The following is a 25,569-nucleotide window of genomic DNA, read 5'->3' on the forward strand; positions in this document are numbered from 1 at the left end:
AGAGCCATCGCGCCATCGCACCGATCACCCGGAGGAACGACATGTTCGAACAGTTCAAGAATCTCCTCGTCCACAAGCTGAAGGTGTCCCCCGACCTGATCACGCCCGAGGCCACCCGGGAGGACATCGAACTGGACTCCCTGGCCGTCGTGGAGCTGTCTCTGATGCTCGAGTCCGAGCTGGGCGTCACCATCAGCGACGACGAGTTGCTGGAAGCGGCCACGGTCGGCGACATGGTGGCGCTCATGGAAGAGCGGGGCGCGAAGATCTGATGGCCGGTATCGACGTCGCGGTCACCGGGATCGGCCTGGTCACCCCTGGCGGCATCGGAGTGGAGCCGAGCTGGGCGAGGGTCCGCTCGGGGCACTCCACGGCCGCCTTCGACCCGGTGCTGGAGTCGAACCCGGTACGGATCTCCTGCCGGGTCCCGGGATTCGACGCGGATGTCCTGCTCGGTGCCCGGCGTGCCCTGCGCCTGGACCCCTTCGTACGGTTCGCGCTGGTCGCCGCCCGCGAGGCACTGGCCGACGCGGGCCTGGACCCGCACACCTGGGACGGCGCCCGCGTCGGTGTGGTGCTGGGCAACGGCGACGGGGGACCCGGCACCGTGGAGGCCCAGCACCGGGTGCTGCTCCACAACGGCCCCGGCAGGGTCTCCCCGCTGCTGCTGCCCATGCAGCTGCCCAACATGCTCGCCGGCCAGGCGGCCATCGAGTTCGGGGCCACCGGCCCGAACCTCGTGGTGTCCACGGCGTGTGCGTCCGGCACGACCGCCGTCGGCGTCGCTCGCGACCTGCTCGCCCTGGACCGCTGCGACGTGGTCCTGACCGGAGGCAGCGAGTCCATGATCACTCCACTGGCCATGGCCGGCTTCGCCCAGATGGGCGCCCTCTCCCGGAGGGAGGACGACCCCACGGTGGCCTCGCGCCCCTTCGACGCGGACCGGGACGGGTTCGTCGCCGGTGAGGGCGCGGGCATCCTGGTCCTCGAACGGCTCCAGGACGCCCGTGCCCGCGGGGCCACGGTCCGGGGACGGATCGTGGGCTACGGGGCTTCGGCCGACGCCCACCACATGACGTCCCCTCACCCCCGGGGGGCCGGGATCGAGTCCGCCGTGCGGGCTGCCCTCGCCGACGCGGGCGCCGGAGTCGGCGATGTGCAGCACGTCAATGCGCACGGCACCTCGACCCCCCTCAACGATCTGGCGGAGGCGGCGATGCTGAAGCGGACGCTGACCGGCGACCCGCTCGTCACCTCCACCAAGGGCGTGACCGGCCATCTGCTCGGTGCCGCGGGGGCGGTGGAGGCCGTCCTCACGGTGCTGACCGTGGAACACGGGCTGGTCCCGCCCACGGCCAACCTGACCAACCCCGACCCCGGGATCGACATCAAGGTCGCCGACTCGGAGACGCCCATGCCGATCGACCTGGCCCTCAGTAACTCCTGCGGTTTCGGCGGGCAGAACGCCGTCCTGGCGATCGCCGCAGCCTGAGCCGTCACAGCCGCCCCAGGGGCAGCCGGCCCGTCACCGGGCCGGCTGCCCCTTTCTCGGCCCCGAGGGGCATGCCGTGCACGGGCGCACGCGAACCTGTCGTGTCTGGACCAGGGGCAGGATCCTGTCGCGGCAAGCGCTTCGGCGCTCCCGGGCCGACCGACGGCACGGGGCCCGCCCGTCACGAGCAGCCCACGGGCGGGCCCCGGTCACCGCGCGCGGCTCAGGGCGCGTGCACTCCGGTCACGCGGACTGGAGCTCGGCGCCGTCGTCCGGCGCGAGGGAGGGGGCGTGGGAGAGGATCGCGTGCTCCACCCTGCGCAGCGAGGGCGAGGGCTGCACACCGATCTCCTCGGAGAGGCGTTGCCACATGCGGCGGTAGGTGTTCAGGGCGTCGGCCTGACGGCCGGACCGGTACAACGCGATCATGAGCTGTTCGCAGAAACGTTCCCGCAGAGGGTTGCTGATGTGCACTTCGTAGAGTTCCGCGAGGACGCTCGCGTGCCGCCCGGCGCCGAGCTCCGCGTCGAACAGCAACTCCTGCGCGCGCATGCGGTGTTCTTCGTAGCGGGCGCTGGCGAGCCGGCACACGGTGCCGCCCGGGAGCGGGCCGAACAGGGGCCCGCGCCACATCGCCAGCGCGGAGCGCAGCAGCGCGGCGGCCTCGGCAGGGCGGGTCAGGAGCAGGCTCTCGGCCTGCCGGGTCTTGCGGAGGAACTGGGCGGCATCGAGTTCGTCGTCCGCGACCGCGAGCCGGTAGCCGGAGGGGTGCATGGCCAGACGGGATGCGGAGCGCTCGGGCTCGAGGGACTTCAGCCTGCGACGCAGCCGGCTGACATGTGCCTGGAGGGCGTTGACCTGGTTGTCGGGGGGCGAGTCGCCCCAGAGCTCCTCGATCAGTTTGTCCCCGGTGATTGCCTGATGCTCACTGACGAGCAAGGTCTGCACGAGAGTGCGCTGTAGGTTTCCCGGTAACTCCACCCGGTTTGTTTCTGTATGAATCTCCAACGCTCCGAGAATCGAAAAGCTCAGCACGTCGTGCTCCCTCGTTGTGGTATGTCGTGGAAAGGAATACAGGCGTGGTCCCGCCTTGAGATTCATTGTGCGGGAGTTGTGAATCCGGTTGCCGCGAAGGGGCCCGCCGGTATAGGTGAACGACAAAAGCACCCGTCTCGGTCATCGTCGAAGTGTACGATTCCGGTGTCGGTGCCATTTCTGGGTGGATCACGGTACCCCCTGCTGCGTGCGGCGACCATTAATCATTGATCACCGCGCACTGAGTTTCAATGGCCAGATTTTTCCTTTCCCACTGATCGAGACGGGTACACACGCGAACGCCCCGGCCGTGCGTCACAACGGCCGGGGCGTTCGCCGGGATCCGGCGGACGGCGGGCGTTCAGCCCTCGATCGCGAAGTGCGCCCGGGCGAGCAGGGTCGCCGCATGGCCGGGGATGTGTTCCATGGCGCGCATCCGGATCACGTCGCCCCACTTCAGGTCGTCGTCGAAGACCAGCATGCCCTCGCGGTCGACCAGTTGGGCCCGTACGGCCGTGCCGGCTGCCTCCTGGGGGATCTGCTCCAGCAGGTCGACCAGTTCCTTCGCGTTGCGACGGACCATGTCCACCCGCTCCAGATGGGTGGTGGAGCACAGGACCGCGGCGATCGCCGCCCTGGACATGACCTGGGCGTTGTCGATCCTGGCCGCCCGGCCGGCCAGGACGTCGCGCGCCGTGCCCGCCAGCGCTCGGTCGCTCAGGGCGATGTGGGCCAGCACCCAGTCGACTTCCGCGCGGTCGAACTCGGCGAGTGGACGGTCGTCGGTGATGGACTCCGCCGCCGCCAGCAGTTCCTTGTAGGCACGGGAGAGCTCTTTGGTTTCCACGGATGGCTCCGGTCGTCAGAGGGGTACGGTGCGGGTGCCGCGCGCCGGATGGAGTGGGGGGCTCGCGCGGGGTGGTGCGGTCGGTGCGATGTGCGGCGTTACCCGGAGGCGGCGTCGGACGTGGCGCGAGGGGCGGCGGCCGGTGCGGGGGCGGCTGCTGCCGGCTTCTTGCGTCCGGGCAGGACCAGCAGAGCGAACAGACCGCCGACGAGGGTGCCGACGGCGGCCACGGTGAAGCCGATCTGCAGACCGTCCGTGAAGATCGGGGCGACCGCGTCCCTCACCGTGCCCCGGATCCCGTCCGGTAGCGCGTCGATGGCTCCCAGGTCACCTGCGGAGATGGCCTCCACCGTCCGACCGCGCGCCGCCGCGTCCATGCCGATGTCCCGGAGGGTGCCGGGGACGGCGTCGCCCAGGTGCTGGATCAACAGCGTGCCGGTGAGAGCGACGCCGAACACACTGCCGACCTGGCGGAAGGTGTTGGAGACACCGGAGGCGGTACCGGCCTGCTCCGGGCGGACCGAGGACAGGAGCGCGACGGTCGCGGGGGCGCCGACCAGCGAGACGCCGGCGCCCAGCAGCGCCATCGCCCACCAGTACGATCCGAAGCCGCTGCCAGGGGCCAGCTGGGCGAGTTCGAGGAGGCCGAGCGCGCTGGCCACCGACCCGACGAGGATCGGCAGCTTCGGGCCGAACTTCGCGGCGATCACGCTGGCGGCGTACGAGAAGACCATGATCGACACGTTGAGGGCGAGGAACCGGACTCCGGTCTCGGTGGTGGAGAGCCCGTTGATCTGCTGGAGGTAGAAGGTGAGCAGGAAGATGCTGCCGTAGAGGCCGAACAGTCCGAGGAAGTTGACCGCGCCGGCGACGACGAGGACGGGGCTGCGGAAGAGGTTCATCGGCAGCATCGGGTCGCTCTGGCGCAACTCCCAGGCGACGAAGGCGATCAGCGCGACCGCGGCGACGGCGAAGGAGCCGAGGATGACCGGGTCGCTCCAGCCTTGGGCGCTGGCCTCGATCAGGCCGTAGACGAGGCTCGCGATGGCGACGATGAACAGGACCTGACCCAGCATGTCGGCGCGACGACGGGTGGGGGCCTTGCTCTCGGGCAGCTTCGCCACGAGGACGGCGAGGGCGATCAGGCCGAAGGGGAGGTTGACCCAGAAGATCGCCTGCCAGCCGAACGCGTCGACCAGTACGCCGCCGAGCACCGGACCCGCCGCGAGAGCGAGTCCGCCGATGCCGGCCCAGATGCCGATCGCGCGGGCCCGTGCGGCGGGCTCCGGGAATGTGGTCGACACCAGGGCCAGTGAGACGGGGATCATGATGGATCCCGCAGCGCCCTGGAGGACACGGGCGACGAGCAGGAACTCGTAGGTCGACGCCAGGGCGCACAGCGCGGACGCGGCCAGGAACCCGGCAAGTCCGCTGAGGAAGATGCGCTTGCGCCCGAAGATGTCACCGAGCGTGCCCGCCGTCAGCAGTAAGCAGGCGACGACGAGCGCATAGGCGTCGATGACCCACTGGAGCTGGGTCATGTCCGTCGACAGGTCGCTCTGGATCTCGGGCAGTGCCACGTTCACGATCGTGGAGTCGAGATACACCATGAAGATGCCGATGCAGACGAAGGTCAGCAGGAGACCTTTGCCGCGGGCGGCCGCCGTGCCGGCGGTGGGGCTGGGGCTTGTCATGTCTTCCTCGTGTTTGCGTGAAATATGGAGGGGGACGGGCCCGCTCGAAGTGGCGTGCGTGAGCGTCCGAGGGGCTCTCTGGCACGACGAACGCTAACTGACCGACGGTCGGTCAGGCAACCGACCGGCGGTCGGTCATGTAGCCTCGAAGGAGATCCCGCACTGCAATGGAGGACGGACGTGATGGCTCAGAGCACGACCCCGGGCAAACGGAAGCGCGTCGTCAAGACCCCTGAGGCCCGCAGGGCCGACATCCTGCGGGCGGGCCGAGAGGTGTTCGGCGCGACCGGATTCTCCGACGCCACCATCGCGGACATCACCGCGGCCGCGGGCATGGGCAAGGGCAGCTTCTACATGTACTTCGAGACCAAGGAGCACGTCCTGGCTGCCCTCTGGGAGGAGTACGTCAATGCGTTCCACGACACCACCCAGGAGACCCTGGCGCAGGGCCAGGCGTGGTGGCCCACCATGGACGCGTTGCTGGAACGCCTCATCGAGCACGCCGTCGAGAACGCCGAACTGCACCGGCTGGTCTACGGATCGGCGAACGCCAGAGCGCTGGAGCTGTGCAAGGAGTCCAACGCTCGTGTGATCGACCTGATCTGCGAGTTCGTCAGGCGCGGCGCGGTCGCCGGAGCCTTCCGGAGCGCCAACCCCGACTGGGCGTTCCGCATGGTCTACCACGCCGCCGACGGCCTGCTGGACGACCTGATCGCCCGCAAGGAGCCCATCGACACTGCGGAGGTCACCCGCAGCGTGCTCGAACTCGCCCACCGGGCCCTCGGCCACCCCGATCTGCGCCCGGCCGGCGCCTGACCCCGGCGGCCTCGGATGCGGCCCCGGCGCATCCGGGCTGTGAACGGCAATCCGCCCTGGCGGACCGGCGGGAAGGTCTGCCAGGGCGGATCGTGTCGCCCGGGCGGTGGGGGACCCGACGACAATCGCGCAGTGCCCGGTCCGTTTCCGGCCCGGGCACTGCGCGTCTGCTCCGGATACGCCGCTTGCCACACAGGGCTCACGGCGGACCCGAAGACCGCGGAGAGGGCAGGATTCGAACCTGCGTGGGCCGTGGCCCGACCGTTGAGCTGAAGCTCGGGTCCCCGATAAGCCGCTCCGGGCACCTCTCCATGACCGACCCGGGAATTCCGGGTGGGTTCCGCGGAGAGGGCAGGATTCGAACCTGCGTGGGCCGTGGCCCGACCGTTGAGCCGAAGCTCGGGTCCCCGATAAACCACTCCGGGCACCTCTCCAGAACGTTGCCCGTCTGTCGTCCGGGCCGTTCATGAGAACAACAATGGCATGCCCCCCTGATGCAGCCCTGACGCAGAGCTGACGCACCTCCGACACCGTATTTTTTCCCCCTTCCGGTCCCCAGGCGTGCGGTGCTCTACTTTCCTCGGCTCAATTCCGTCCAGAGGGAGCAGAGCGTGTCCTCCACCAAAACGGACAACCCGGTTCTCCGGGCCGTCCTGACCCACACCCAAGCCGAGAATCCCAGCGCGTTCCTCGCCCTGAACGAGGGCAACCGCACATTCAGCGTCCCTGGAATCGACGGCGTGATCACCTACCGTCGGGCCGGCCGCTACGCCGTTCAGTTCGGCGGCCCCTTCGCCGACCCCGCGTCCTACGACGCGCTGCTCGACCGCTTCGTCGCCCACATCCACGATGAGGGCCTGCGCCTGGTCGGCGTACAACTCCAGCGCGACGACGCCGAGGCGTACGCCCGCCATGGCTTCACGGTCAACCAGATCGGTTCCTCCTGGGCGCTGCGCATACCGGAGTTCACCCTGCGCGGCACCCGCTTCATGCAGCTGCGCAACAAGATCTCGCGGGCGCATCGCAACGGCCTGATGATCCAGGAGGTCCAGGCGTCGGACTGGCAGGACGGCCTGGCCGTCATCGACAAGGCGTGGCTCGGGTCCAAGGGCGAGGGCGCGCGCCCGCTGGAGTTCCTGGTGGGCCAGATCGGTGGTGAGGCGCAGTCGCTGCGCCGCCTCTTCGTCGGCACCATCGACGGCGCGCCCGTGGCGTACATCTCCTACTCGCCCGTGTACGGCTCGCGCTCCGGGTGGATGCACGACCTGAGCCGGCGGATCCCGGAGGGTTCCCCCGGACTCATGGAGGCCATCAACGCCCACGCCGTCGAGGTGTTCCGCGAGGAGGGGGTGCCGTGGCTGCACTTCGGCTTCACGCCCTTCACCGGCCTGGACGCGAGCCACGAGGTGCCCGGTCACAGTCCCGCCTTCCAGTGGCTGATGCACTTCCTGGCGGCCGAGGGTGCCGCGCTCTACCCCGCGCAGACACAGCTGGCCTACAAGCAGAAGTGGGCCGCGGACGTCTCCATCCCCGAGTACGTCGCCTTCGAAGGCCACGCCTCCCTCGCCGGATTCGCCCATATCTTCCGTGCCAGCAATGCTTTCTGACGATTCATCACACCGAGGAGTAAGACCATGTCCCGCGCTGTACTGACCTCACTGACCACCGACGAACTGCGCCATGCGATGGTCGAGCACCTGATGCGCATCATGGGGCTCCCCGACGACGAGTCGGTGGCCGACGAGGCCGACGGGATCCTGCTGGCCCTTGACGACCGGCTGCGCCAGGACACATCAGCAGCCTGACCCCGGCGCCGCCGGACCGGTCAGTGCCGTATCAGAACCGCATCAGCACGGTAGGCAAGGCTGGGTGGCACGTCAGCCCGGAGCCGGGCGCAGCGCATCGCACTGCCAGGGTACGAACGCGGCCAAGGACACAGCAGCCACCATGTGGTCCCCCATGTCTTCCGCTGCACGGCCTCCTCATCGTGGGCCGGCTGCCGTACCACCGCCTTGCCACCGGGCGCATCAGCCCAAGGAGTGCATCGCATGTCATCGTCGCACGTCCCTCGCCAGAATGGTGTGGTCGAGTCGCTCGACGCGCGCCGCTCGTCCCCGCCCCGGCAGACCGCAGGAGCTTCCGCGACCTTCGCCGAGCTGCTCAAGCGTGTGAAGGCGGAAGGCCTGCTGGACTTCGACCCCCGCTACTACGCAGTCCGGTTGACGCTCAACACCCTGCTCCTTGCCGCGGGCTTCACGGCGTTCTTCCTCATCGGCGACTCGTGGTGGCAGCTGCTCGTGGCCGCGTGGATGGCGATGTGCGGAACGCAGAGTGCGTACATGTTCCACGACGCCGGCCACAAGGCCATGTTCCGTAACAAGAAGGTGGCCACGGCCGTCGGCTATATCCACGCCAACCTGATCAACGGAGCGAGCTACGGCTGGTGGGTCAACCACCACAACCGTCACCACAGCAACCCCAACCACCTCGACATGGACCCGGACATCGGGCGCCGCACCGCGATCTTCGACATCAAGCAGTACGCCTCCCGCCGCGGTGTCAAGCGCTTCATCGTCCGCTACCAGAGCGTGCTGTTCTTCGTGCTGCTGGTGCTGGAGTCGCTGAAGATGAGCAAGACCGCTCTGAAGGCGATCTCGCAGGGACAGACCAAGCGTCCGGTACTGGAGGCCACGCTCGTCCTGTTGCGTGCCGCGATCTATCTGACCCTGCTGTTCACCGTTCTGTCCCCGCTGCTCGCCGTCGTCTTCCTCGTCGTCCAGCAGTTCCTCCAGGGGCTCTACTTCGGCATGATCTTCGCCCCGAACCACAAGGGCATGGAGGTCCGCGACGGCGAGGAGGAGACCCTCGACTGGCTGGAGCGGCAGGTGCTCACTTCCCGTAACATCCGCCCGTCGTGGCTCATCGACTTCCTCTACGGCGGCCTCAACTACCAGGTGGAGCACCACCTCTTCCCGTCCATGGCGCAGAAGAACCTGCCCCGCGCCCGGGAACTGACCCGGGAGTACTGCGCGGAGCGGGGCGTCCCCTACCACGAGGTCGGCTTCTGGGCCTCGTACCGGGAGGTCGCCGGCTATCTGCACAAGGTCAGCGCGCCGGTCCGCCGGGGTGAGGCCGAGCAGGCGATGCGGCAGCGGGCCGCCTGAGCCGCGTTCCGCCGGCCGCTCTTCATGCCCGTACCCCAGAACGATCCCGACCATGACGAGGAGTTGTCCCCCTGATGGCTGAGACCGCCGCGCTGCTGGGTGGCAGTGCAGACAGAGCGGCCGGCGCGGCGGCGATCGGTGACCGGCTGGACCGCATGCCGATCACCTCGACACATCGCAGGCTCACCGCGGTGGTCGGAGTCGGCCTGCTGTTCGATACGTTCGAGAACAACCTGTCCGGAACGATCTCCAAGGTCCTCCAGAACGACTTCGCCTTCAATGGCACCACGCTCAAACTCGTGCTGGCCTCCGCGTTCGTCGGCCAGTTCGTCGGCTCGCTGCTGCTCGGCAAGGTGGCGGACCGGTTCGGCAGGCGCCGCGCGTTCCTGGTGAACCTCGCGCTGTATTCCGGCTTCTCCCTGCTGGGAGCGTTCTCGCCCAACGCGGCGTGGCTGATCGCGACACGGTTCCTGGCGGGCATCGGGATCGGTGCCGAGCAGACCCTTTCCGACTGTTATCTGGCGGACGTGCTCCCGGCGTCGAAGCGGGGGCGGTACACCGCGTGGGCCTACACCCTGGCCTTCTGCGGAGTACCGGCCGTCGGCTTCGCCGCGCTGTGGCTGGTGCCGCTGAGCCCGCTGGGCATCGACGGCTGGCGGTGGCTGTTCGTCCTGGGCTCGCTGGGCTCGGCCGTGGTGTGGGTCCTGCGCCGCCGGTTGATCGAGTCGCCGAGATGGCTCGCCGCGAACGGCCGTCTGGCGGAGGCCGAGCAGCTGGTTGCGCGGATGGAGTCCGACATCCCCTCGCACCGGCGCGAGTCCGCCCAGGACGTCACGAGGCCGGCCGCGCCGGCCGACAGCGAGGACCGGCCGCGGCTGCGGAGCATCTTCGCGGCGCGCTACCGATCCCGCACCGCGATGCTGTGGGTCGTCAGCGCACTGTCCGTGTTCGGCTACTACGGCTTCGGGGCGCTCGCCCCTCAGATCCTGGCGGCCAAGGGCTACGGAGTGGTGGCCGGCCTGGGCTTCACCGCCCTCTCCTTCCTCGGCTACCCCCTCGGCTCCGCCCTGTCGCTTCCCGTGATCGACCGGTACGAGCGCAAGACCCTGGTGGCCGTCGTAGCCGCAGCCATGGTGGCGGCGGGCATGGGGTTCGCCTGCGCGAACTCCGTGACGCTCGTGGTCGTCTTCGGACTCGGCTACACGCTGTGCAGCAACATCTTCTCGAACGTCTTGCACGTGTACCTGGCCGAGCAGTATCCCACTGCCATCCGGGCCACCGCCTCGGGAGCCGCGTACTCCCTGTCCAAGCTCAGTGCAGCGGTGCTGCCCTTCGTCCTGCTGCCGGTACTCGATGCGCAGGGTCCCGGCATGCTCTTCGCGGTGATCTCCGCGGCGATGGTACTGCTCGCGGCGACCGTACTGTTGCTGGGAGGCCGCACCACCGGAGCCTCGGTCGACGCGGCCTGACGCGCCGGAACGATCGCGAGACGACCGGCCTCGTCGACGTCCTCGCCCGGCGTACGGCAGGATCGGTGAGCGCCTCGGTATCGGCCGCATCCCCGAACCCCCGCACCGCGCCCGGTCTTTGGTGATCGTTCCGGTGTTCTCGCTGAGCCGGCTCAGCAGTGAGGCGCTCACTGCCGCCGTTTCCATCGGCGACGAGGTGCGCGTGGCCACGGTCTGCCACTCCGAGCCCGAGGACCGTGAGTACACCGCTGCGCTGACCCGCGACTGGGACCTGTGGAACCCGGGTGTTCCGCTGCTCCGCATTCCGTCCGCGTGTCGCGCGCTGGGCCGGCCGATCGCCGCGTACGTACGCGAGCCGGCCGCCCGGGCCCCGGACACCCGGATCACCGTCCTGATCCCCGAGGCCGAACCGGCCCGGCTGCGGCAGCGTCTGTTGCAGAACCAGCGTGGGGCGGTCGTGGCACACGCCCTGCGCCGGGACACCGACGCGGTGATCTGCCGGCTCCGCTTCCGCCTCTGAGGGGCGTCGGTCCGGGCGCGGGATCGTGGAGCCACCGGAAGATGTCAAGGCGGCGTAAGAATCCCCGCCCGTTGCGCAAGGGTTGCGTCAAGGACCGGCCCCGGCAGGCCCCGGGCGGGGTTCGCCGGGGTAGCCCTGTACTGAGGCATCGCAAAGGGATCTGCGTGCCAGTGAGTGCCGAGACCGCCGTCGCAGTCAGCCCGGTCGGGTATCTCGTTCTGGCGCCGAATGTCCCGGTCAGGTGCTGAGCCGTACGCGTGCCGTCCGGCCAGGACGCACTATCGGTGGAGGTGGGCAGATGGCCCCCTATCCGCTCCGTGACCGCATCGCGCTGCTCGCCGGCCTGGCTGGGCCCCTTGTCGCCGCGCTCGCGCTGATGCCGTTCCGCACGGACGTGTCGAACACGAACATGGCTTTGATTCTGGTCGTCGCCGTGGTGGCAGTCGCCGCCATCGGTAACCGGTTCGCCGGAGCACTGGCGGCCTTGTCGGCGGCGGCGTGGTTCGACTTCTTTCTCACCCGCCCGTATCAACGGTTCACCATCGCCGGCTCCCGTGACATCGCGACCGCTGTCCTGCTGCTGGTCGTGGGCCTGCTGGTGTCGCAGCTGGCCGCCCGTGCCCGCCGCCTGAGACTGGTCACCGTGACCGATGCCAGATATCTGGCCCGGATTCACGACACGGCCCAGATGGCCCGTATTCCGGGCTCGGGCGGCGCGGTCGTCGACTTCGTCGCGAAGCAGCTCACCGACATCCTCCATCTCCGGGGGTGCCGCTTCGAGTACGGCTCTCTGCTCGGGCATCCGCCGCGGTTGGAAGCGGACGGCAGCGTCGTCGTGGGGCACAGGAGCTGGGACGTCGACCGTCATGGCTGGCCGGAGGGCGAGGTCGAGGTCCGGGCCTTCGGCAACGGCCGCTACTTCGGACGGTTCATGCTCCAGCCCGACCCCGGGGTGGCGTCCACTCTGCAGGCCCGCCTCGTGGCGGTGACCCTCGCCGATCAGGCGGGTACGGCTCTCGACACCTCGGGGGCGGTGCCGGACGGCTGACTGCCGGTGCGCATACGGAATCCTGTCCGCGGGAAAACGCCCGTCATCCCGCGCAGGCACCGGCCGCACGCCGGAGCGGCGAGCGCATCGGTGCAGGCCACGGACGAGCGGGCCGGCGGTCCCGTCGTTCGCACCGAGCGCACGATGGAGGTGAGGGTGAAGAACGGACGGGATCCAGCCGATGGCACGCGGACGTTTGCGGATCTACCTCGGGGCCGCGCCCGGGGTCGGAAAGACATACGCCATGCTCGAGGAGGGGCAGCGGTTGCGTGCCCACCAGCGCTGCACAAAATGACTGAGGCAGGCAACGGCCCGACTGCCGGCCCGTACAGCTCTCGGTGGCTGCCGGGCCCTGGCTGCTGCGCACCGCGATGTCGTGTTTCGGCTGATTCAGCAGTTTCGCGGTAAACCTGCGCCCTCAAGCCCTGGCGCTTTCACCGGTTCGGCCTCATCGGCCCACATTCATCGGTGCGATTCCCATGGCCGGGACCGGCGGTCGGCCGCTGATGGCGGACCGGTGTGGGCGCCCGCACTGGTGCCCTGGGCAGGGCGGTTCCGGTTGCAGGCCGAGGCAGGATCGGCTGGCCTGGATCCGGACGCGCCAATGTGTCACACAGAACCGCACGAGGGGCCATCATGCTCAAGGGCTTCAAGAACTTCCTGATGCGCGGCGATGTCGTCGTCGTGGCCGTGGGGCTGATCATCGCTCTGGCGTTCAGTACCCTGATCAAGGCATTCACGGACAGCGTGGTCAACCCGATCATCACCCGGGCGCAGGGAGGTCACTCCGTCGGACTGGGCTGGCAGCTGGGCGATGCCGGGAACACCGCGACATACCTCGACGTCGGTCAGTTCCTCTCCGCGCTGATCTACTTCGTCATTTTCATGGCAGTCGTCTACTTCCTGATCGTTGCCCCGTACAAGTTCTTCCAGGCCCGGCGCGGGATCGTCGTCTTCGACGACCCGAAGCCGGTCAGGGCCTGCCCGGCGTGCCTCGCCGATGACATCCCGGCGAGTGCGTCCAAATGCCGCTACTGCGGCACCGACCAGCCTTCCACCCCAGCCCGGGACGCCGTCTGAGCCGTCGTGGTCAGGCGGGCGGGGAGACACCCAAGGCGGAGTCGGCGCGGGCGCACGTCTCGTCGGTACACGGAAGGAGTGCTCGGATGGCTACAGCCGAATCCTTCCGTGCCGACTCCGGCCGCCCGCCCGCCGGTCCGTCCCCGCCTCGTGGGTTGCTGGACCTGCTCAGCGTAGCCCCGGTCGTCCTGGACACCGACGGGCGGATCGTGCTCTGGAGCCCGCAGGCCGAGGAACTGTTCGGTTACACCGCCCGGGAGGCCCTGGGCGAGTACGCGGGCCGGCTCCTGGTCCATGAGCAGCACCTCGAGCTGGTGATCAAGCTGTTCGTCGAAGTGACGAGTACCGGCCAGAGCTGGGCAGGTGCCTTTCCCGTCCGCCACAAGGACGGCAGCGACAGCGCAGTCTGCTGCCGGAGCATCCACCGCACCATGTCGGCCTGGAGGTCGCCTCCCGCTACCAGCCCGCCCATGCCTCCAGCGAGGTCGGCGGGGACTGGTTCGACGTCATTCCCCTGAACGGCGACAAGACGGCGCTGGTCGTGGGTGGCGTGATGGGCAGCGGTATCGACGCCGCCGCCGCCATGGGCCGCCTGCGTACCGCCACCTGCACCTTTGCCGATCTCGACCTGACCCCCGACGAAGTGCTCCAGCACCTGGACAAGATCACGTTTGGCCTGGAGAACTACATCGCCACCTGTCTCTACGCCGTCTACGACCCCCAGCGTGCGGAGTGCCACTTCGCCAACGCCGGTCATCTGCCCCCCCGCCCTGGTGCATGCCGACCGCCCTCCCGAGGTGGTCGACCTGCCCGCCGGAGCCCCGCTCGGCGTCGGCGGCATCTCCGCCCGTCGACGAGCGCCTGGATGCTCTCCTCGATCTGCTGGACGGGCCCCCGCGCCCCCTGGAGGAGACGGCGGACCGGCTCCTTCGCACACTGTGTGGGCCGGAGCACCACGATGACGTCGCCCTGCTCATCGCCCGGACCGGTCCCGGCACCGAGCCGGAGGCCGTGCCGGACACGTAGACGGGTCCCGGTTTTCGCACTGTCGTACGAGCGATCATTCCGGAGCGGGACGGTTGGTGTGCACTTTCCCCGACTGTGCACCGAGAGTGAGCGGTCGCACACTACTGTGTGGGTCTGGTGGTCAACATGGGTGCTTCTCGCCCGAGTTGATCCCATTCCGACCTACCGGGCCGAACGTACATCCCACGAACACGCCACGCCGATCCTGGACCGCCACGTACCGAGGACGCCGATGTCCCACCTTCGCGCACCCGCCGCACGGCCGGACCGTCGTGAGGACGGGCGGCACGGCAGGCAGACCACCCGTCCCCAGCCATCGGCGGGCGGACGCCCCGTGGGGCTGCCGCAGCCCGTGCCGCAGCCCCCGCCCGAGGCCGGTCTACGTCCCCAACTGCTGCGCACTTCCGTGCTGCCGTCCGTCGCCACCACGCTCAGCGGGACGGCCGCCGTCGCCTTCACCTTCCACGCCACGGCGGCCCGGCTGTCGGCCGCCCTGTGCGCCGCACTCGCCGGAACCGCGCTGCTCGCCTTCGCCGCCGTGGCCGGCGCCGCGATGGGAGCCGACCGGATTGCCGGAAACGTCGCCGAACGCTGCGACATCCTGCGCGGCGGCACTGCCCGCGCCCAGGCCGACCTGAGCGTTTTCGTGGAGGGACTCCGCCGCGGCGAAGGGCCGCCCGCGTGGCCGGCGCCGCCGCACAGCACGCCCCTCGGCGGCGAATTCGACCTGCTGGCAAAGGATCTGAACAGGACTCATGAAGCAGCGGTGACCGCGGTGGTGCAGGCCTGGCAGCGTTCCAGCAGCGCGTGCAGCGAACAGAAGGTGGAAGTCCTCGCCCATCTCGGCTGTCGGCTCCAGTCGCTTGTCCACCGGGAGATCTCGCTGCTCGACGAGTTGGAGCGGGACGTCGAGGACCCGGACCTGCTCGGGGACCTCTTCCGGGTCGACCATCTGGCCACCCGGATCCGCCGCCATGCCGAGAACCTCGCAATCCTCGGTGGTGCCACGTCCCGGTATCAGTGGCGCATGCCGGTCGGCATGGCGGAGGTGCTGCGCTCGTCGCTGGCCGAGGTCGAACACTACACGCGCGTCAAACTGGTACCCCCGGCGGAGGGGACCCTGCGCGGCCACGCCGTCGCCGACGTCATCCACCTGCTCGCCGAACTGATCGAGAACGCCACGGTGTTCTCCGCCCCGCACACCGAGGTGCTGCTGCGCGCACAGCGTGTCGCGGCGGGCCTGGCGGTCGAGGTCGAGGACCGGGGCCTGGGAATGCCCGTCACCGAGCAGGTCAGGATGAACGCGCTCCTCGCCGACCCCGACCAGGTCAATACCGGGCGGCTGCTCCAGGACGGTCGGATCGGCCTCTATGTGGTCGCCGCCCTGGCCCGTCGGCACGGCATCACGGTCCGGCTACAGGCCAATATCTACGGCGGGATCCAGGCGGTCCTGGTCCTGCCGCAGAGCCTGCTCGGACCCGACCAGGAGGACCTGGCCTTCCACGAGCCCGCCCCGGTCCCGGCGGTATTCCCGGTTGTCCCGCCCACCCTGGGCGACCAGGGCCCGGCGCGGCGGAACACCACCGTCCCCGCCCTGGGTGTCGTGCCCCCGCCGGTCCGCGGCGCGTATGTCGTTCGGACCGGCCCGGGCGGCGCTTATACCGGCCCCACCGCCGAAAGTTCCGCCTCCGGTGGCCCTGTCGGCCGCCCCAGGCTGCCCAGACGCCGAGCCCGGGAAAACCTGGCCCGGCAGCTCAGGGACACTCCGCGGCCCCGTACACACAGCGAAGCGGCTGCCGCTCTCCCCGACCCCGGCCTGATGGCCGCCTTTCAGCGGGGCGCCGGACTGGCCGAGACGGCACAGCCCGACCCGCAGCCGGACACCGACGACCTCAAGGAGCAGATGACATGGCCGGAGAAGTAGCGACCGGACAAGTTGCCGATCTCGAATGGCTGTTGAGCGGACTGATCCAGCGCGTGCCGTACACGCGCAGCGCGGTTCTGCTCTCCTCGGACGGTCTGGTGAGGTCGTTCCACGGGCTGGACCCCGACAGCGCCGACCATATGGCGGCCCTCTCCTCGGGACTCCATGCCCTCGGCCGCAGCGCCGGTGTGCGCTTCGACGACGGCGGCGAGGTCCGGCAGATCGTCGTCGAACTCGACTCCACCCTGCTCTTCGTCTCCACCGCCGGATCCGGCACCTGTCTGGCCGTACTCGCCGGACGCGACGCGGACGCGGCGGTGCTCGGCTACGAAATGGGGATGCTGGTGAAGAGCGTTCGGCCCTATCTGGCCACCCCGGCCAGGCAAAGGGCCCCGGAGCATATTCACGGTCTGTGAACACGCCGAGCGGATCGATGCCGTGAGGAAGACCGAATCCGAGGGAGTTGTCCGTGCCCTCGCGTACGGTCGTGCCATGGCGAACTCCGGCGACGTACGCAGAATCTCGCTCTCCCTGCCCGAGACGGCGGAGAAGCTCTCCTGGGGCATGCCCACCTTCCGGGTGGCAGGGAAGATCTTTGCCGCGCTCGGGGACGACGACGCCTCCATGGGCGTCAAGTGCCCCAAGGAGGACCGGGCCGAGCTGATCGCCTCGGAGCCGGACAAGTTCTTCATACGGGAGGGGCACGACGACGCGTTCGCCTGGCTCCGGGTGCGGCTCGCGGCCCTGGACGACGAGGAGGAGCTGTACGCCATCCTGGTCGACTCCTGGCGCCAGGCCGCACCGCGCAAGCTCCTCGACGCGCACCCGCACCTGGCCGGCTGATCCTCACCTCACGCGAGGCCGGTCCAGGGAAGTGTCGATGCGGGTACGGAGCGACCTCGCGTCCAAGCCGTGGGCGGCCAGGTGCTCGTCCATGTGTCCGTACCGCCGCAGCTCGCGTCGGCCCACGCCGAGGCCGAGCACCGGTGGGGTACGGCCGTCAGCGCAACATTGGCTGCCGCGGTGGAGGTACCGGCCAGATACGGCTCGACGATCACCACATTGGCCGTGCCTCCCCGCACCGCGGCGCGCAGGGCCTTGTCGCCGAAGGGGCGTACGGTCGCCGCGTACAGCACCGTGACGTCCAGACCCTCGGTCGCCGCGAGCCCGTCGTCCAGCATCGGCCCGACCGCGACCACGACCCCGGACGGGCCCTCGCGCACAGTCAGGAAACCAGCCCCGGTGACCGGCTGCGCACGCTTGTTGGCCTGCAGCGACAGCTGTAGGTACACCCGGTCGTCCCCGGCCACCGCGTGCCGCAGCAGGGTCTCCGCCTCGTCGGGGTGGCCCGGCACATGGACCGTACAGCCATCCAGAGTGTCCAGCAGGGTCACATCGCCCGGTGCCATATGGGTGAAGCCGCCCGCGGGCCAGTCGTACGAAGCCCCCGCACTGACCAGCACCCCGCCGACGCCCTGGTGGCCGAGCTTCAGCTTCACCTGCTCGAACGGCCGCTCGACCAGAAAACTGGCGAAGGTGTGCATCAGCGGCCGCATTCCGGCGAGCGTCAGCCCTCCGCCCGCGCCGATCAGCGGCTGCTCGCGGATCCCCACATTGATCACACGGTCGGGGTGCCGTCGCAGCGCCCCTCGAAGCCGTCCTTACTGATCTCCGCCAGTACGACGGCGAGCCTGGGATCCTCGTCGAGCAGCCGGGTCGTGGTGGAAATGAAGCCCTCGCGCATGGTGTCCATGACAGTCCTCTCGGGCTCGGTCAGTTCTTGGGCTCGACCCGGGCGACCACGGCATGCGGCCGACCGGGATGGGGTGCGGTGAAGGCGGGGTACAGCGCCTCGTGATCACGCCCGTCGACGGTCGCGGCGGACCAGCCGGCCACCTCGAAACGCGCCGCGATCCCGCCGGGTCCGTCGTACGAGGCGGAGGAGTTGTCGATCACCAGTGTGTTCAGCTGCTCCAGCCCGGCCGGCGTACGCGATGGCCTCGTGATTGCTGCCCTCGTCCAGCTCGGCGTCGCCGATCAGCACCCATACCCGCGGATCCCCGAGCCCCTGGGCCCGCAAGCCCAGCACGGTGCCCACGGCCAGCGGCAGCGTTGCGGCGGGCCCGTGCTTCTCGTCGCCCGTCATCAGGGACATCAGTCGGGGCAGGTCCTCGAAACGGAGCGGGCCGGTGAGTGTTTTTCCGTGTCATGCCGTACAGCTTTCAACCTCACGCAGGATGGAGGCCAAACTCCCGGCGCGGCAGAAAAGCGGTTCACGACCACCCGATGAAGTGCGGTATTGTTCTCATGCGCGCCCGGCCAGGGGAAACCCCAGGTCAGACGGGCAACGGGACGTGGCGCAGCTTGGTAGCGCACTTGACTGGGGGTCAAGGGGTCGCAGGTTCAAATCCTGTCGTCCCGACAGTGATGTCGCACTTCAGGGGCCGTTTTCGAACGGCCCCTGAAGCGTTTTCGGGGCAGACGGGGAGTCCTCTCCCGCTCCCACGCTCCCAGCGCTCCCACCCACCCCGACCGGCGTCAATCTGGGGTTGACCAGGGTCGCCCCATCCGGTTGCTCCCCGGCCCGCAGACCAGCAGCGATGGCTTTGACTCGGTAAAGGGGCCGGCGCGCTCCCATCCGCCAAGTGTGGTCCTCGTCGCCGACCCTGTGCCGCTCGAAAAGTCGTCGCTGCAGGTCAGGCGGCGAATCGGTACTCGTTGATGAGGCCGCCGAGGATCCGGATACGCAGTGGTCTGTGGGTGTCGATGTCCATCGCGGCGGGCCGTTCCTGGGCATCGGGTGGTAGCTGGCTGCGGGCCTGGTGGGGGCGGTGCTCGTTGTAGTGACTCTGGTAGGCAGCGAGCACCTGTCGCGCGTGCGCTTCGCCCATGACGAGGACGTGGTCGAGGACTTCGCGCCGGATGCTGCCGATGACGCGCTCGCAGTGGGCGTTCATCCGAGGTGCCCGCGGTGCACTCTTGATCACGTGCAGTTCCTCGGCCTCGAAGACCGCGTCGAACGCCTCGCCGTACTTGCCGTCTCGGTCGCGCAGCAGGAATCGCAGGGAGTCCGTGCGCAGGCCGAGGTCGGCGGCGAGATTCCTCGCCTGCTGCACGGTCCAGTCCCGCGTCGGGTTGGCGGTGACGCCGGTGATGTGTAGGCGCCGGCTGCCGTGCTCGAGGAACGCCAGCGCGTACAACCGCCTGCCGAGCGCGGTGTCGATGTGGAAGAAGTCCGCCGCGATGATGCCCTCAGCCTGGGCGGTGAGGAACTCGCGCCAGGTCGGACCAGAGCGACGCGGTGCTGGCTCCACGCCCGCTGCGTGGAGGATCTCCCACACCGTCGAGGCTGCGATCTGGTTCCCCAGCCGAGCCAACTCGCCTTGGATTCGCCTGTGTCCCCATCGCGGATTCTCCCTGGCGAGTCGCAGGACGAGGTTCTTGATCGCCGCTGCGGTGGGTGGCCGACCGGTGCGCCTGCGCGCGCTGTAGTCCCACTTCGCAGCGATGAACCGACGGTGCCAGCCGAGCAAGGTACCCGGGGTGACCGGGAAGACGTCGCGCCAGCAATGCCGAGGTATCAGACCGGACAGGGCGGCAAACCAGAACCGGTCCGCTGGCTCGTAGCGGACTGGGCTGGCCAGGTGTCGGCGCAGGACCGCATTTTCGTGCCGCAGCACGAGTAGCTCCGCGTCCTTCGTCGCATCGCCGCGAAGCAGCACCGATGGGAGGGTGAGCAACTTCCGGGCCACTTTGTACAGCAAGGACATGATCACCCGAACATGCTTCCAGCCGACGAACCGTCACCGCTGCCACCAGCGTTGATGACTTTTCGAGCGGCACACCTTGGCACGCAGCGTGCCGGACGTGCCGTTGCGCGGATTACGGAACACCGTCGCGCCATGCTGGATGCGGATCTCGTTGGCACGCTCGAACTGGAAGTGTTCTTCGCGCTCAGCATGTCTCATGAGACAGACGTCTGATCACGAGTCACGTTCTTGGCCTGGAAGTTGGTGACGTCGGCGAGGGCCTAGGGAGTGCAAGTCCGCGAGGCTGGCTGACACAGCGGTGCCGCAGGGCCGATAGGGTGTTGCCGTGGAGTCATCTGGGGGCAACCTTGCGGTGAGAGCCGGCCTCGCGAGTTCCTTTTCGGTCGCCGAGGCTCAGCGGTTGATGGCCGCAGTTCCGGCAGACGTGGCCAACGATGTCTGGCGGGCGCGATGCACGTTCGTTCACTCGCACTTCCCCAAGCATGACCACGTGGGTAAGCATCCGGTTGTCCATCGGACCGCTGAGGAACAAGCGCGTCTGCTGCGGTCGATGGCGAGGTGCGTGCAGGACACCAGGTTTGCTGAAATGTGCCGGGACCTCGCCGCCGACGTGGTCACAGTCGAGGACAGACTGGTTGAGCTTGGCAGGGCCGATGAAGCCACTGGGATCCGAGCTCTGATGATCGGCCAACCGATGGAGTGGGTGGTCCAGGTCTGGAGACTCGCAGACGTAATGGACGAACTCCAAGCCCGGCAGAGGGCCTGGGGCATGAACCACCATCGCATTGCGCGCGTACTGAGGTCTACTCGCATCCCACTGTGGGTCGTCGGCGCGCTGGACGGAATCTCCCACGATGATCTCCGCGCGATGACTCCCGGCGAGTTGGTTGACCGTTCGGGTCTTGGAGAAGTCCGGTTGGAGGAGGCTGCGCGTGCGCTTGATCGCCTGCGGGCTCTTGCCTTGCTCGGCGTCGAGCCAGCGGACTGGAACGAGTTCCTGGAGAAGCTCGCGACGCGGCTTGAGGTCGCCGAGGCTAGCCAGTCGTCACTGGCTGAAGAAGTCGCAGTGCCGCCCCAGCCATGCCATCCACCGGGTGCACTGCTGATCGCGGAACCTCGGGTTCCTCGAGCGCCAGGCCATGCGGTCCCTCGACGTCCCATTCACAGGGGCCGCAGCCAGCTGCATCACCACGGAGGGCGCGGAGGGCGCCTGACCGTTTAGCTCGGCATGCCGGTCCTGCATGGTCAAAGGACCGAAGATGGACCCGAACACGATCATCGGCGGGGTCTCTGCTGTTGCCGCTCTGGGCTCTCTCGCCATTCAGCTCCACAATGCCCGTCGGAAGAAGTGCGGTGACGATGGCGTCAACCGCACGAACACGCAGCAGGCCCCAGCAACCGCCGACACGCTTCCGGATGAGGTGGGTGAGTCGTCAGCTGACGATGAGTAAGTGAGGACGGGGCTGCCCGCCGTTTGGCGGGCAGCCCCCTATCTCAGCTGGCCTCTGGCCTGGGTGTCCCGTCGCGGTGTAGGTGGCAGGTAGCGACTCGTTGACCTGCATGAATGCCAGATGGTTGGAGACTGCCGATGGCTGACGTTCTCAAACGGCCCGGCTTTCACGGAAGTCCCGCTCGCCGTGGAGACAGAGGTGTCCGGCGAGCGTCAGCCTCGCGACGACATTTGTACAAGACTGATAGCGGGCAGCGCAGGCATCGTTCCGTACATGGGACATGACGACGTCACGCACTTGCACGGGATGCATGTGGTCCACTCCGGCCCGCGGCAGGCGCCGCCGCTGGTGCTCATCCACGGATCGGGATTCTCGGGCGGCTCCTGGAGCCCGGTGGTGCCGGCACTCGCCGACCAGTATCACGTCATCCGAGTCGACCTCCCGGGTCACGGCCAGTCCTCGCCCGCGCCGTCGTACGACGTGCCCGAGCAGGTGGGCCGCTTGGCCGCGGTGCTCGATGAGCTCGGCCTTCGTCCGGTTGCCGTGGTCGGGCACTCCAGTGGTGGATACATCGCCACCGCGCTTGCCGAACAGCGCCCTGACCTGGTCGGTTCGCTCGCGCTGATCAGCAGCGGCCCGAGTCCCGACGCGTTCCTCCCGCAGCCCGTCCTCGGAGACCGATGAACGCGATCGACTCCGCTGCGGTGAGCGAGCGGTCCACGCCGTTGGTGGAAGCCGGCCCCGCAGCCGGGACGAGCATGGGACGGCTGCTGCGCCCGTACGTGGGGAGCTTCGCGGCCGTCGTGATCTTTCAGGTGATCGGCGCACTCGCCGGTCTCGCGCCCTTGCTGGCGGTCGTGGAGCTGGGGCGCACCCTGTTGAAGCCCGGCCCGATCGACCACGGCCACGTGTGGAACGTCGTGACCGTGGGCGCCGTCGGACTGCTCGTCCGACTGGTGTTCACGGCCGCGTCGTCCGCGATCGGGCACGTCCTCGACGGCGACGTGCAGCTGATGTTCCGTCGGCGGCTGGCCTCGAAGCTGGGACAGGTGCCGATCGGCTGGTTCTCGAAGCGCCGGACCGGCGAGCTTGCGAAGGTGGTGGGCGAGGACGTCACCGCGGTGCACCCGTTCATCGCCCACACCCCCGGTGAGCTGGTCTCCGCCTTCGTGGTCCCGCTGGCATCGCTGATCTACCTGTTCACCATCGACTGGCTGCTCACCCTGATCACGCTGATCCCGGTGGTCATGGCCATGGCCCTCGTCCCGCTGATGATGACCCCGACCCGGGTGCGCGAGCAGCAGGAGTTCGACGAGTCCATGGGGCGGATCTCCAGCTCCGTCGTGGAGTTCGTCCAGGGCATCTCGGTGGTCAAGGCGTTCGGCGGATCCGGGCGCGCCCACCGCAAGTTCATCACCGCCACGGACGACTTCGTCGCCACCTTCAACCGGTGGGTGCACGGCATCTCGCGGATCGCCGCGGGGATGCAGCTGGTGCTGTCGCCGCCGTTCGTCCTGCTGGTGGTGCTGATCGGCGGCTCGTCACTGATCACCAGCGGCGACCTGGACCCGGTCGATCTGCTGCCCTTCCTGCTGCTGGGGCTGGGCCTGACCGCTCCGGTGGCGGCACTCGGGCACGGCTTCGACGAGATGCAGGCCGCGGGGCGCGCGGCGGGCCGGATCAAGGAGGTCCTCGACGTCCAGCCACTGCCGGAGCCCGCGCAGCCGGTCAGGCCGCAGGGCCACCGGGTGGAGCTGCGGGACGTCCGCTTCGGTTACGAGGAGGACCGCGAGGTCCTGCGGGGGATCGACCTGGTGCTGGAGCCGGGGACGGTCACAGCGGTCGTCGGGCCGTCCGGGAACGGAAAGTCCACATTGGTCCAGCTGCTGCCGCGGTTCTTCGCCCCGACCCACGGCTCTGTCCTCGTCGGTGGTGTCGACCTGCGGGAGCTCGGCAGTCGGGAGCTCTACCGGACGGTCTCGTTCGTCTTCCAGGACGTCCGGCTGCTGCGCGCCTCGATCGCGGACAACATCGCCCTCGTCGTGCCGCACGCCGAGCTCGACGAGGTGGTGCGCGCCGCCCGGTTGGCGCACATCCACGAGCGGATCCTCGAACTGCCCCGGGGCTACGAGTCGGTGATCGGTGAGGACGCTGGCCTGTCGGGCGGCGAGGCCCAGCGCATCTCGCTCGCGCGAGCACTGCTCGCCGACAGCCCCGTCCTGGTGCTGGACGAGGCGACCGCCTTCGCCGACCCGCACACCGAACAGGCGGTGCGCCGTGCCCTGGCGACCCTGAGGGAGGACCGGACCACCCTGGTCATCGCCCACCGCCTGGAGACGATCGCCGATGCCGACACCGTCGTGATGCTGGCGGACGGACAGATCGTCGAGCGCGGCAGTCCCGCCGAACTTCTGCGCCAGAACGGGAAGTTCGCCAAATTCTGGCAAACGCAGCGATCGGCCGTCGCCGATGAGATCGAAGCCCACGGTGCCGTACTGCAAGGAGACGAGTTCCGATGATCCGAATGCTGCTGAGCGTGCTGGGACGCGAGTACGCGCAGCCGTTGCGACGCACCGTGACCCTCATGACGACCACCGCGGTGGCCGAGGGGCTGTCCTACGCACTGCTGGTCCCCGTGTTGCGGTCCCTGTTCGGGAGCACGCCCGATGACGTCTGGCCCTGGCTGATCGCGTTCGGAATCTCCATCGCGGTCTACGCCGCGCTGCGCTACATCAGCGACCTGTCCGGCTTCCACGTCGGTACCTCGCTGCTGCGCGGCATGTACCACCGCCTCGGCGACCACCTGGCCCGGCTGCCCATCGGCTGGTACACCCCGGGCCGCCTCGGTGAGGTGTCGGGCCTGGCGAGCCGCGGCGTGCTACAGGCGATGAGCGTGATCGCGCACCTGCTGGCGCCGTTCATCTCGGCCAGCGTGACCCCGCTGACCATCCTCCTCGTGATACTGGTCTTCAACTGGCAGATGGGCCTGGCCGCGATGGTGGCCATCCCGATCGTGGCGGCGATCCAGGTCTGGACGGCCCGCGCGACCGTCGCCGGCGACGCCGAGCGCGCCGAACTCGACGACGAGGCCACCGGACGGGTCATCGAGTACCTCCAGGCCCAGCCGGTGCTGCGGGCCGGCGGCCGCACCGCCGAGCGCTTCCGGCTGCTCGACGACTCGCTCCAGGACGTCCAGCGGGCGAACCGCCGCTCCACCCTGGCCGCGCTGCCCGGTGCGGTGGGCCTGGCCGTCACCGTGCAGGTGATGTTCACCGGCCTGCTGGCTCTGGGCGCCTACCTCGCGCTCGGCGGGAACATCGGTGTGCCGGAGGTCCTCACGATCCTGGTGTTGGCCGCCCGCTGCGCGGACCCGCTGCTCTCGCTGACGGATATCTCCGGCAAGCTCCGCGGCGCGCGCTCCGTGCTGGCGAAGCTCGACACGGTCCTGCGCACCGAGTCGCTGCCGCAGGCCGCCGAGCCGATCAGGCCGGTGAGCCACGGCGTGGAGTTCGACTCCGTCGCCTTCCGGCACGGCGACCGCAAGGTCATCGACGATGTCACGCTGTCCGTGCCGGAGGGGCAGCGGCTCGCCATCGTAGGCCCGTCGGGCGCCGGCAAGAGCACGCTGCTGCAACTGCTCGCGCGGTTCTACGACGTGGACGCCGGCGCGGTGCGTGTGGGCGGTGTGGACGTGCGCTCGATCGATCCCGAGGTGTTGATGGCGCAGATCTCCATCGTCTTTCAGAACGTCTACCTCTTCGACGGCACGATCGAGGAGAACGTGCGCCTCGGCCGTCCCGACGCCAGCGACGCCGAGGTGCGCGCGGCCGCCACCACGGCGCGGCTGGACGAGGTGATCGAGCGGCTGCCCAGCGGCTGGGAGACCAACGTCGGCGAGGGCGGTGCGGTGTTGTCCGGCGGCGAGCGCCAGCGCGTCTCGATCGCCCGGGCGCTGCTCAAGAACGCGCCCATCGTGCTGTTGGACGAGGTCACCTCCGCGCTGGACCCGGTGAACGAGGCCGCGATCCAGGAGGGCATCGAGCGGCTGATGGCGGGCCGGACCGTGCTGATGGTCGCGCACCGGATGCGGACCGTCCAGCGCGCCGACCGGGTCGTCTTCGTGGACGGGGGACGGGCCGTGGAGGAGGGCGGACACGACGAGCTACTGCGCCGCGGCGGCTGCTACGCCGAGTTCTGGAACATCGCCATGGCGCCGGTAGCGGGGGAGTGAGT

At 69.0% G+C, this 25,569-nt stretch carries 20 protein-coding genes, 2 tRNA genes and 7 pseudogenes; 21 read left to right on the plus strand and 8 right to left on the minus strand.

The window, feature by feature from the left end:
• Positions 1–41: 41 nt before the first annotated feature.
• On the plus strand, positions 42–272 hold the full coding sequence (locus ABD858_RS29320; RefSeq protein ID WP_345043120.1) for an acyl carrier protein: 231 nt from the start codon (positions 42–44) through the stop codon (positions 270–272).
• Positions 272–1,492 carry a beta-ketoacyl-[acyl-carrier-protein] synthase family protein gene (locus ABD858_RS29325; protein WP_345043122.1) on the plus strand — a complete coding sequence of 407 codons (1,221 nt, stop codon included), beginning with the start codon at positions 272–274 and terminating at the stop codon, positions 1,490–1,492. The genes ABD858_RS29320 and ABD858_RS29325 overlap by 1 nt, the downstream gene beginning before the upstream one ends.
• A 243-nt stretch (positions 1,493–1,735) precedes the next feature.
• On the opposite strand, the gene ABD858_RS29330 is transcribed toward ABD858_RS29325, so the two are convergent.
• From ABD858_RS29330 to ABD858_RS29340, 3 genes are all read right to left on the minus strand, one after another.
• Positions 1,736–2,440, minus strand: a complete 705-nt coding sequence (locus ABD858_RS29330; RefSeq protein WP_345043125.1) for an AfsR/SARP family transcriptional regulator — start codon at positions 2,438–2,440, stop codon at positions 1,736–1,738.
• A gap of 448 nt (positions 2,441–2,888) precedes the next feature.
• Positions 2,889–3,374 carry a hypothetical protein gene (locus ABD858_RS29335; protein WP_345043127.1) on the minus strand — a complete coding sequence of 162 codons (486 nt, stop codon included), beginning with the start codon at positions 3,372–3,374 and terminating at the stop codon, positions 2,889–2,891.
• A gap of 98 nt (positions 3,375–3,472) precedes the next feature.
• Positions 3,473–5,068, minus strand: coding sequence for a DHA2 family efflux MFS transporter permease subunit (locus ABD858_RS29340; RefSeq protein ID WP_345043129.1), 1,596 nt, complete (start codon positions 5,066–5,068; stop codon positions 3,473–3,475).
• A gap of 183 nt (positions 5,069–5,251) precedes the next feature.
• Here ABD858_RS29340 and ABD858_RS29345 point away from each other — a divergent pair, with 183 nt between their 5' ends.
• Positions 5,252–5,884, plus strand: coding sequence for a TetR/AcrR family transcriptional regulator (locus ABD858_RS29345; protein ID WP_345043131.1), 633 nt, complete (start codon positions 5,252–5,254; stop codon positions 5,882–5,884).
• 343 nt (positions 5,885–6,227) lie between these two features.
• Here the strand turns inward: ABD858_RS29345 and ABD858_RS29350 are convergent.
• Positions 6,228–6,318, minus strand: a tRNA-OTHER gene (locus tag ABD858_RS29350).
• A 177-nt stretch (positions 6,319–6,495) separates the two neighbouring features.
• Between ABD858_RS29350 and ABD858_RS29355 the strand changes: the two genes are divergently transcribed.
• From ABD858_RS29355 to ABD858_RS29410, 13 genes and pseudogenes are all read left to right on the plus strand, one after another.
• Positions 6,496–7,491 carry a DUF2156 domain-containing protein gene (locus tag ABD858_RS29355; protein ID WP_345043134.1) on the plus strand — a complete coding sequence of 332 codons (996 nt, stop codon included), beginning with the start codon at positions 6,496–6,498 and terminating at the stop codon, positions 7,489–7,491.
• Between the two features lie 27 nt (positions 7,492–7,518).
• The gene (locus tag ABD858_RS29360; RefSeq protein ID WP_345043136.1) at positions 7,519–7,689 is read left to right on the plus strand and encodes a hypothetical protein; all 171 of its coding nucleotides are present in this window, start codon (positions 7,519–7,521) and stop codon (positions 7,687–7,689) included.
• Positions 7,690–7,932: 243 nt separating this feature from the next.
• Positions 7,933–9,048 (plus strand): fatty acid desaturase family protein, encoded by a 1,116-nt coding sequence (locus ABD858_RS29365; RefSeq protein WP_345043138.1) that lies wholly within the window; start codon positions 7,933–7,935, stop codon positions 9,046–9,048.
• A 74-nt stretch (positions 9,049–9,122) separates the two neighbouring features.
• Complete coding sequence (locus tag ABD858_RS29370; protein WP_345043141.1) at positions 9,123–10,517, plus strand: MFS transporter; 1,395 nt, start codon at positions 9,123–9,125, stop codon at positions 10,515–10,517.
• 49 nt (positions 10,518–10,566) lie between these two features.
• Positions 10,567–11,037 (plus strand): annotated as a pseudogene (locus ABD858_RS29375) (amino acid permease); the annotation flags it as partial.
• Between the two features lie 298 nt (positions 11,038–11,335).
• Positions 11,336–12,085, plus strand: coding sequence for a DUF4118 domain-containing protein (locus ABD858_RS29380; RefSeq protein ID WP_345043143.1), 750 nt, complete (start codon positions 11,336–11,338; stop codon positions 12,083–12,085).
• Between the two features lie 181 nt (positions 12,086–12,266).
• Positions 12,267–12,350: pseudogene (locus ABD858_RS36935) on the plus strand (hypothetical protein); the annotation flags it as partial.
• 371 nt (positions 12,351–12,721) lie between these two features.
• A complete protein-coding gene (locus ABD858_RS29385) occupies positions 12,722–13,165 on the plus strand; it encodes a large conductance mechanosensitive channel protein MscL (RefSeq protein ID WP_345043146.1) in 444 nt (147 codons plus the stop codon).
• Positions 13,166–13,251: 86 nt separating this feature from the next.
• Positions 13,252–13,503: pseudogene (locus ABD858_RS29390) on the plus strand (PAS domain-containing protein); the annotation flags it as partial.
• Positions 13,504–13,562: 59 nt separating this feature from the next.
• A pseudogene (locus tag ABD858_RS29395) lies at positions 13,563–14,191 on the plus strand (PP2C family protein-serine/threonine phosphatase); the annotation flags it as partial.
• Between the two features lie 232 nt (positions 14,192–14,423).
• Positions 14,424–16,115, plus strand: a complete 1,692-nt coding sequence (locus ABD858_RS29400; RefSeq protein WP_345043147.1) for a sensor histidine kinase — start codon at positions 14,424–14,426, stop codon at positions 16,113–16,115.
• Positions 16,100–16,531 (plus strand): roadblock/LC7 domain-containing protein, encoded by a 432-nt coding sequence (locus ABD858_RS29405; protein WP_345043150.1) that lies wholly within the window; start codon positions 16,100–16,102, stop codon positions 16,529–16,531. The genes ABD858_RS29400 and ABD858_RS29405 overlap by 16 nt, the downstream gene beginning before the upstream one ends.
• Before the next feature lie 76 nt (positions 16,532–16,607).
• On the plus strand, positions 16,608–16,958 hold the full coding sequence (locus ABD858_RS29410; protein WP_345043152.1) for an MmcQ/YjbR family DNA-binding protein: 351 nt from the start codon (positions 16,608–16,610) through the stop codon (positions 16,956–16,958).
• Positions 16,959–16,961: 3 nt separating this feature from the next.
• On the opposite strand, the pseudogene ABD858_RS29415 reads toward ABD858_RS29410, so the two are convergent.
• A pseudogene (locus ABD858_RS29415) lies at positions 16,962–17,868 on the minus strand (transketolase family protein).
• A 20-nt stretch (positions 17,869–17,888) separates the two neighbouring features.
• Positions 17,889–18,225, minus strand: a pseudogene (locus tag ABD858_RS29420) (thiamine pyrophosphate-dependent enzyme); the annotation flags it as partial.
• A gap of 238 nt (positions 18,226–18,463) precedes the next feature.
• On the opposite strand from ABD858_RS29420, the gene ABD858_RS29425 reads away from it, so the two are divergent.
• Positions 18,464–18,537 (plus strand) — tRNA-Pro (locus ABD858_RS29425).
• Positions 18,538–18,811: 274 nt separating this feature from the next.
• On the opposite strand, the gene ABD858_RS29430 is transcribed toward ABD858_RS29425, so the two are convergent.
• Complete coding sequence (locus tag ABD858_RS29430) at positions 18,812–19,891, minus strand: integrase core domain-containing protein (RefSeq protein ID WP_345043154.1); 1,080 nt, start codon at positions 19,889–19,891, stop codon at positions 18,812–18,814.
• Between the two features lie 27 nt (positions 19,892–19,918).
• The gene (locus ABD858_RS29435; RefSeq protein WP_345043157.1) at positions 19,919–20,083 is read right to left on the minus strand and encodes a hypothetical protein; all 165 of its coding nucleotides are present in this window, start codon (positions 20,081–20,083) and stop codon (positions 19,919–19,921) included.
• 1,061 nt (positions 20,084–21,144) lie between these two features.
• Here ABD858_RS29435 and ABD858_RS29440 point away from each other — a divergent pair.
• The 4 genes and pseudogenes from ABD858_RS29440 (at position 21,145) to ABD858_RS29455 (ending at position 25,567) form a co-directional block, all read left to right on the plus strand.
• Complete coding sequence (locus ABD858_RS29440; RefSeq protein WP_345043159.1) at positions 21,145–21,336, plus strand: hypothetical protein; 192 nt, start codon at positions 21,145–21,147, stop codon at positions 21,334–21,336.
• Positions 21,337–21,609: 273 nt separating this feature from the next.
• Positions 21,610–22,008 (plus strand): annotated as a pseudogene (locus ABD858_RS29445) (alpha/beta fold hydrolase); the annotation flags it as partial.
• 86 nt (positions 22,009–22,094) lie between these two features.
• Positions 22,095–23,855 (plus strand): ABC transporter ATP-binding protein, encoded by a 1,761-nt coding sequence (locus ABD858_RS29450; RefSeq protein WP_425586357.1) that lies wholly within the window; start codon positions 22,095–22,097, stop codon positions 23,853–23,855.
• Entirely contained in the window at positions 23,852–25,567 is a 1,716-nt protein-coding gene (locus ABD858_RS29455) for an ABC transporter ATP-binding protein (protein ID WP_345043164.1), read from the plus strand. The genes ABD858_RS29450 and ABD858_RS29455 overlap by 4 nt, the downstream gene beginning before the upstream one ends.
• Positions 25,568–25,569 lie beyond the last annotated feature (2 nt).

Origin of the sequence: Streptomyces sannanensis (assembly GCF_039536205.1) — a bacterium.
GTDB lineage: Bacteria > Actinomycetota > Actinomycetes > Streptomycetales > Streptomycetaceae > Streptomyces > Streptomyces sannanensis.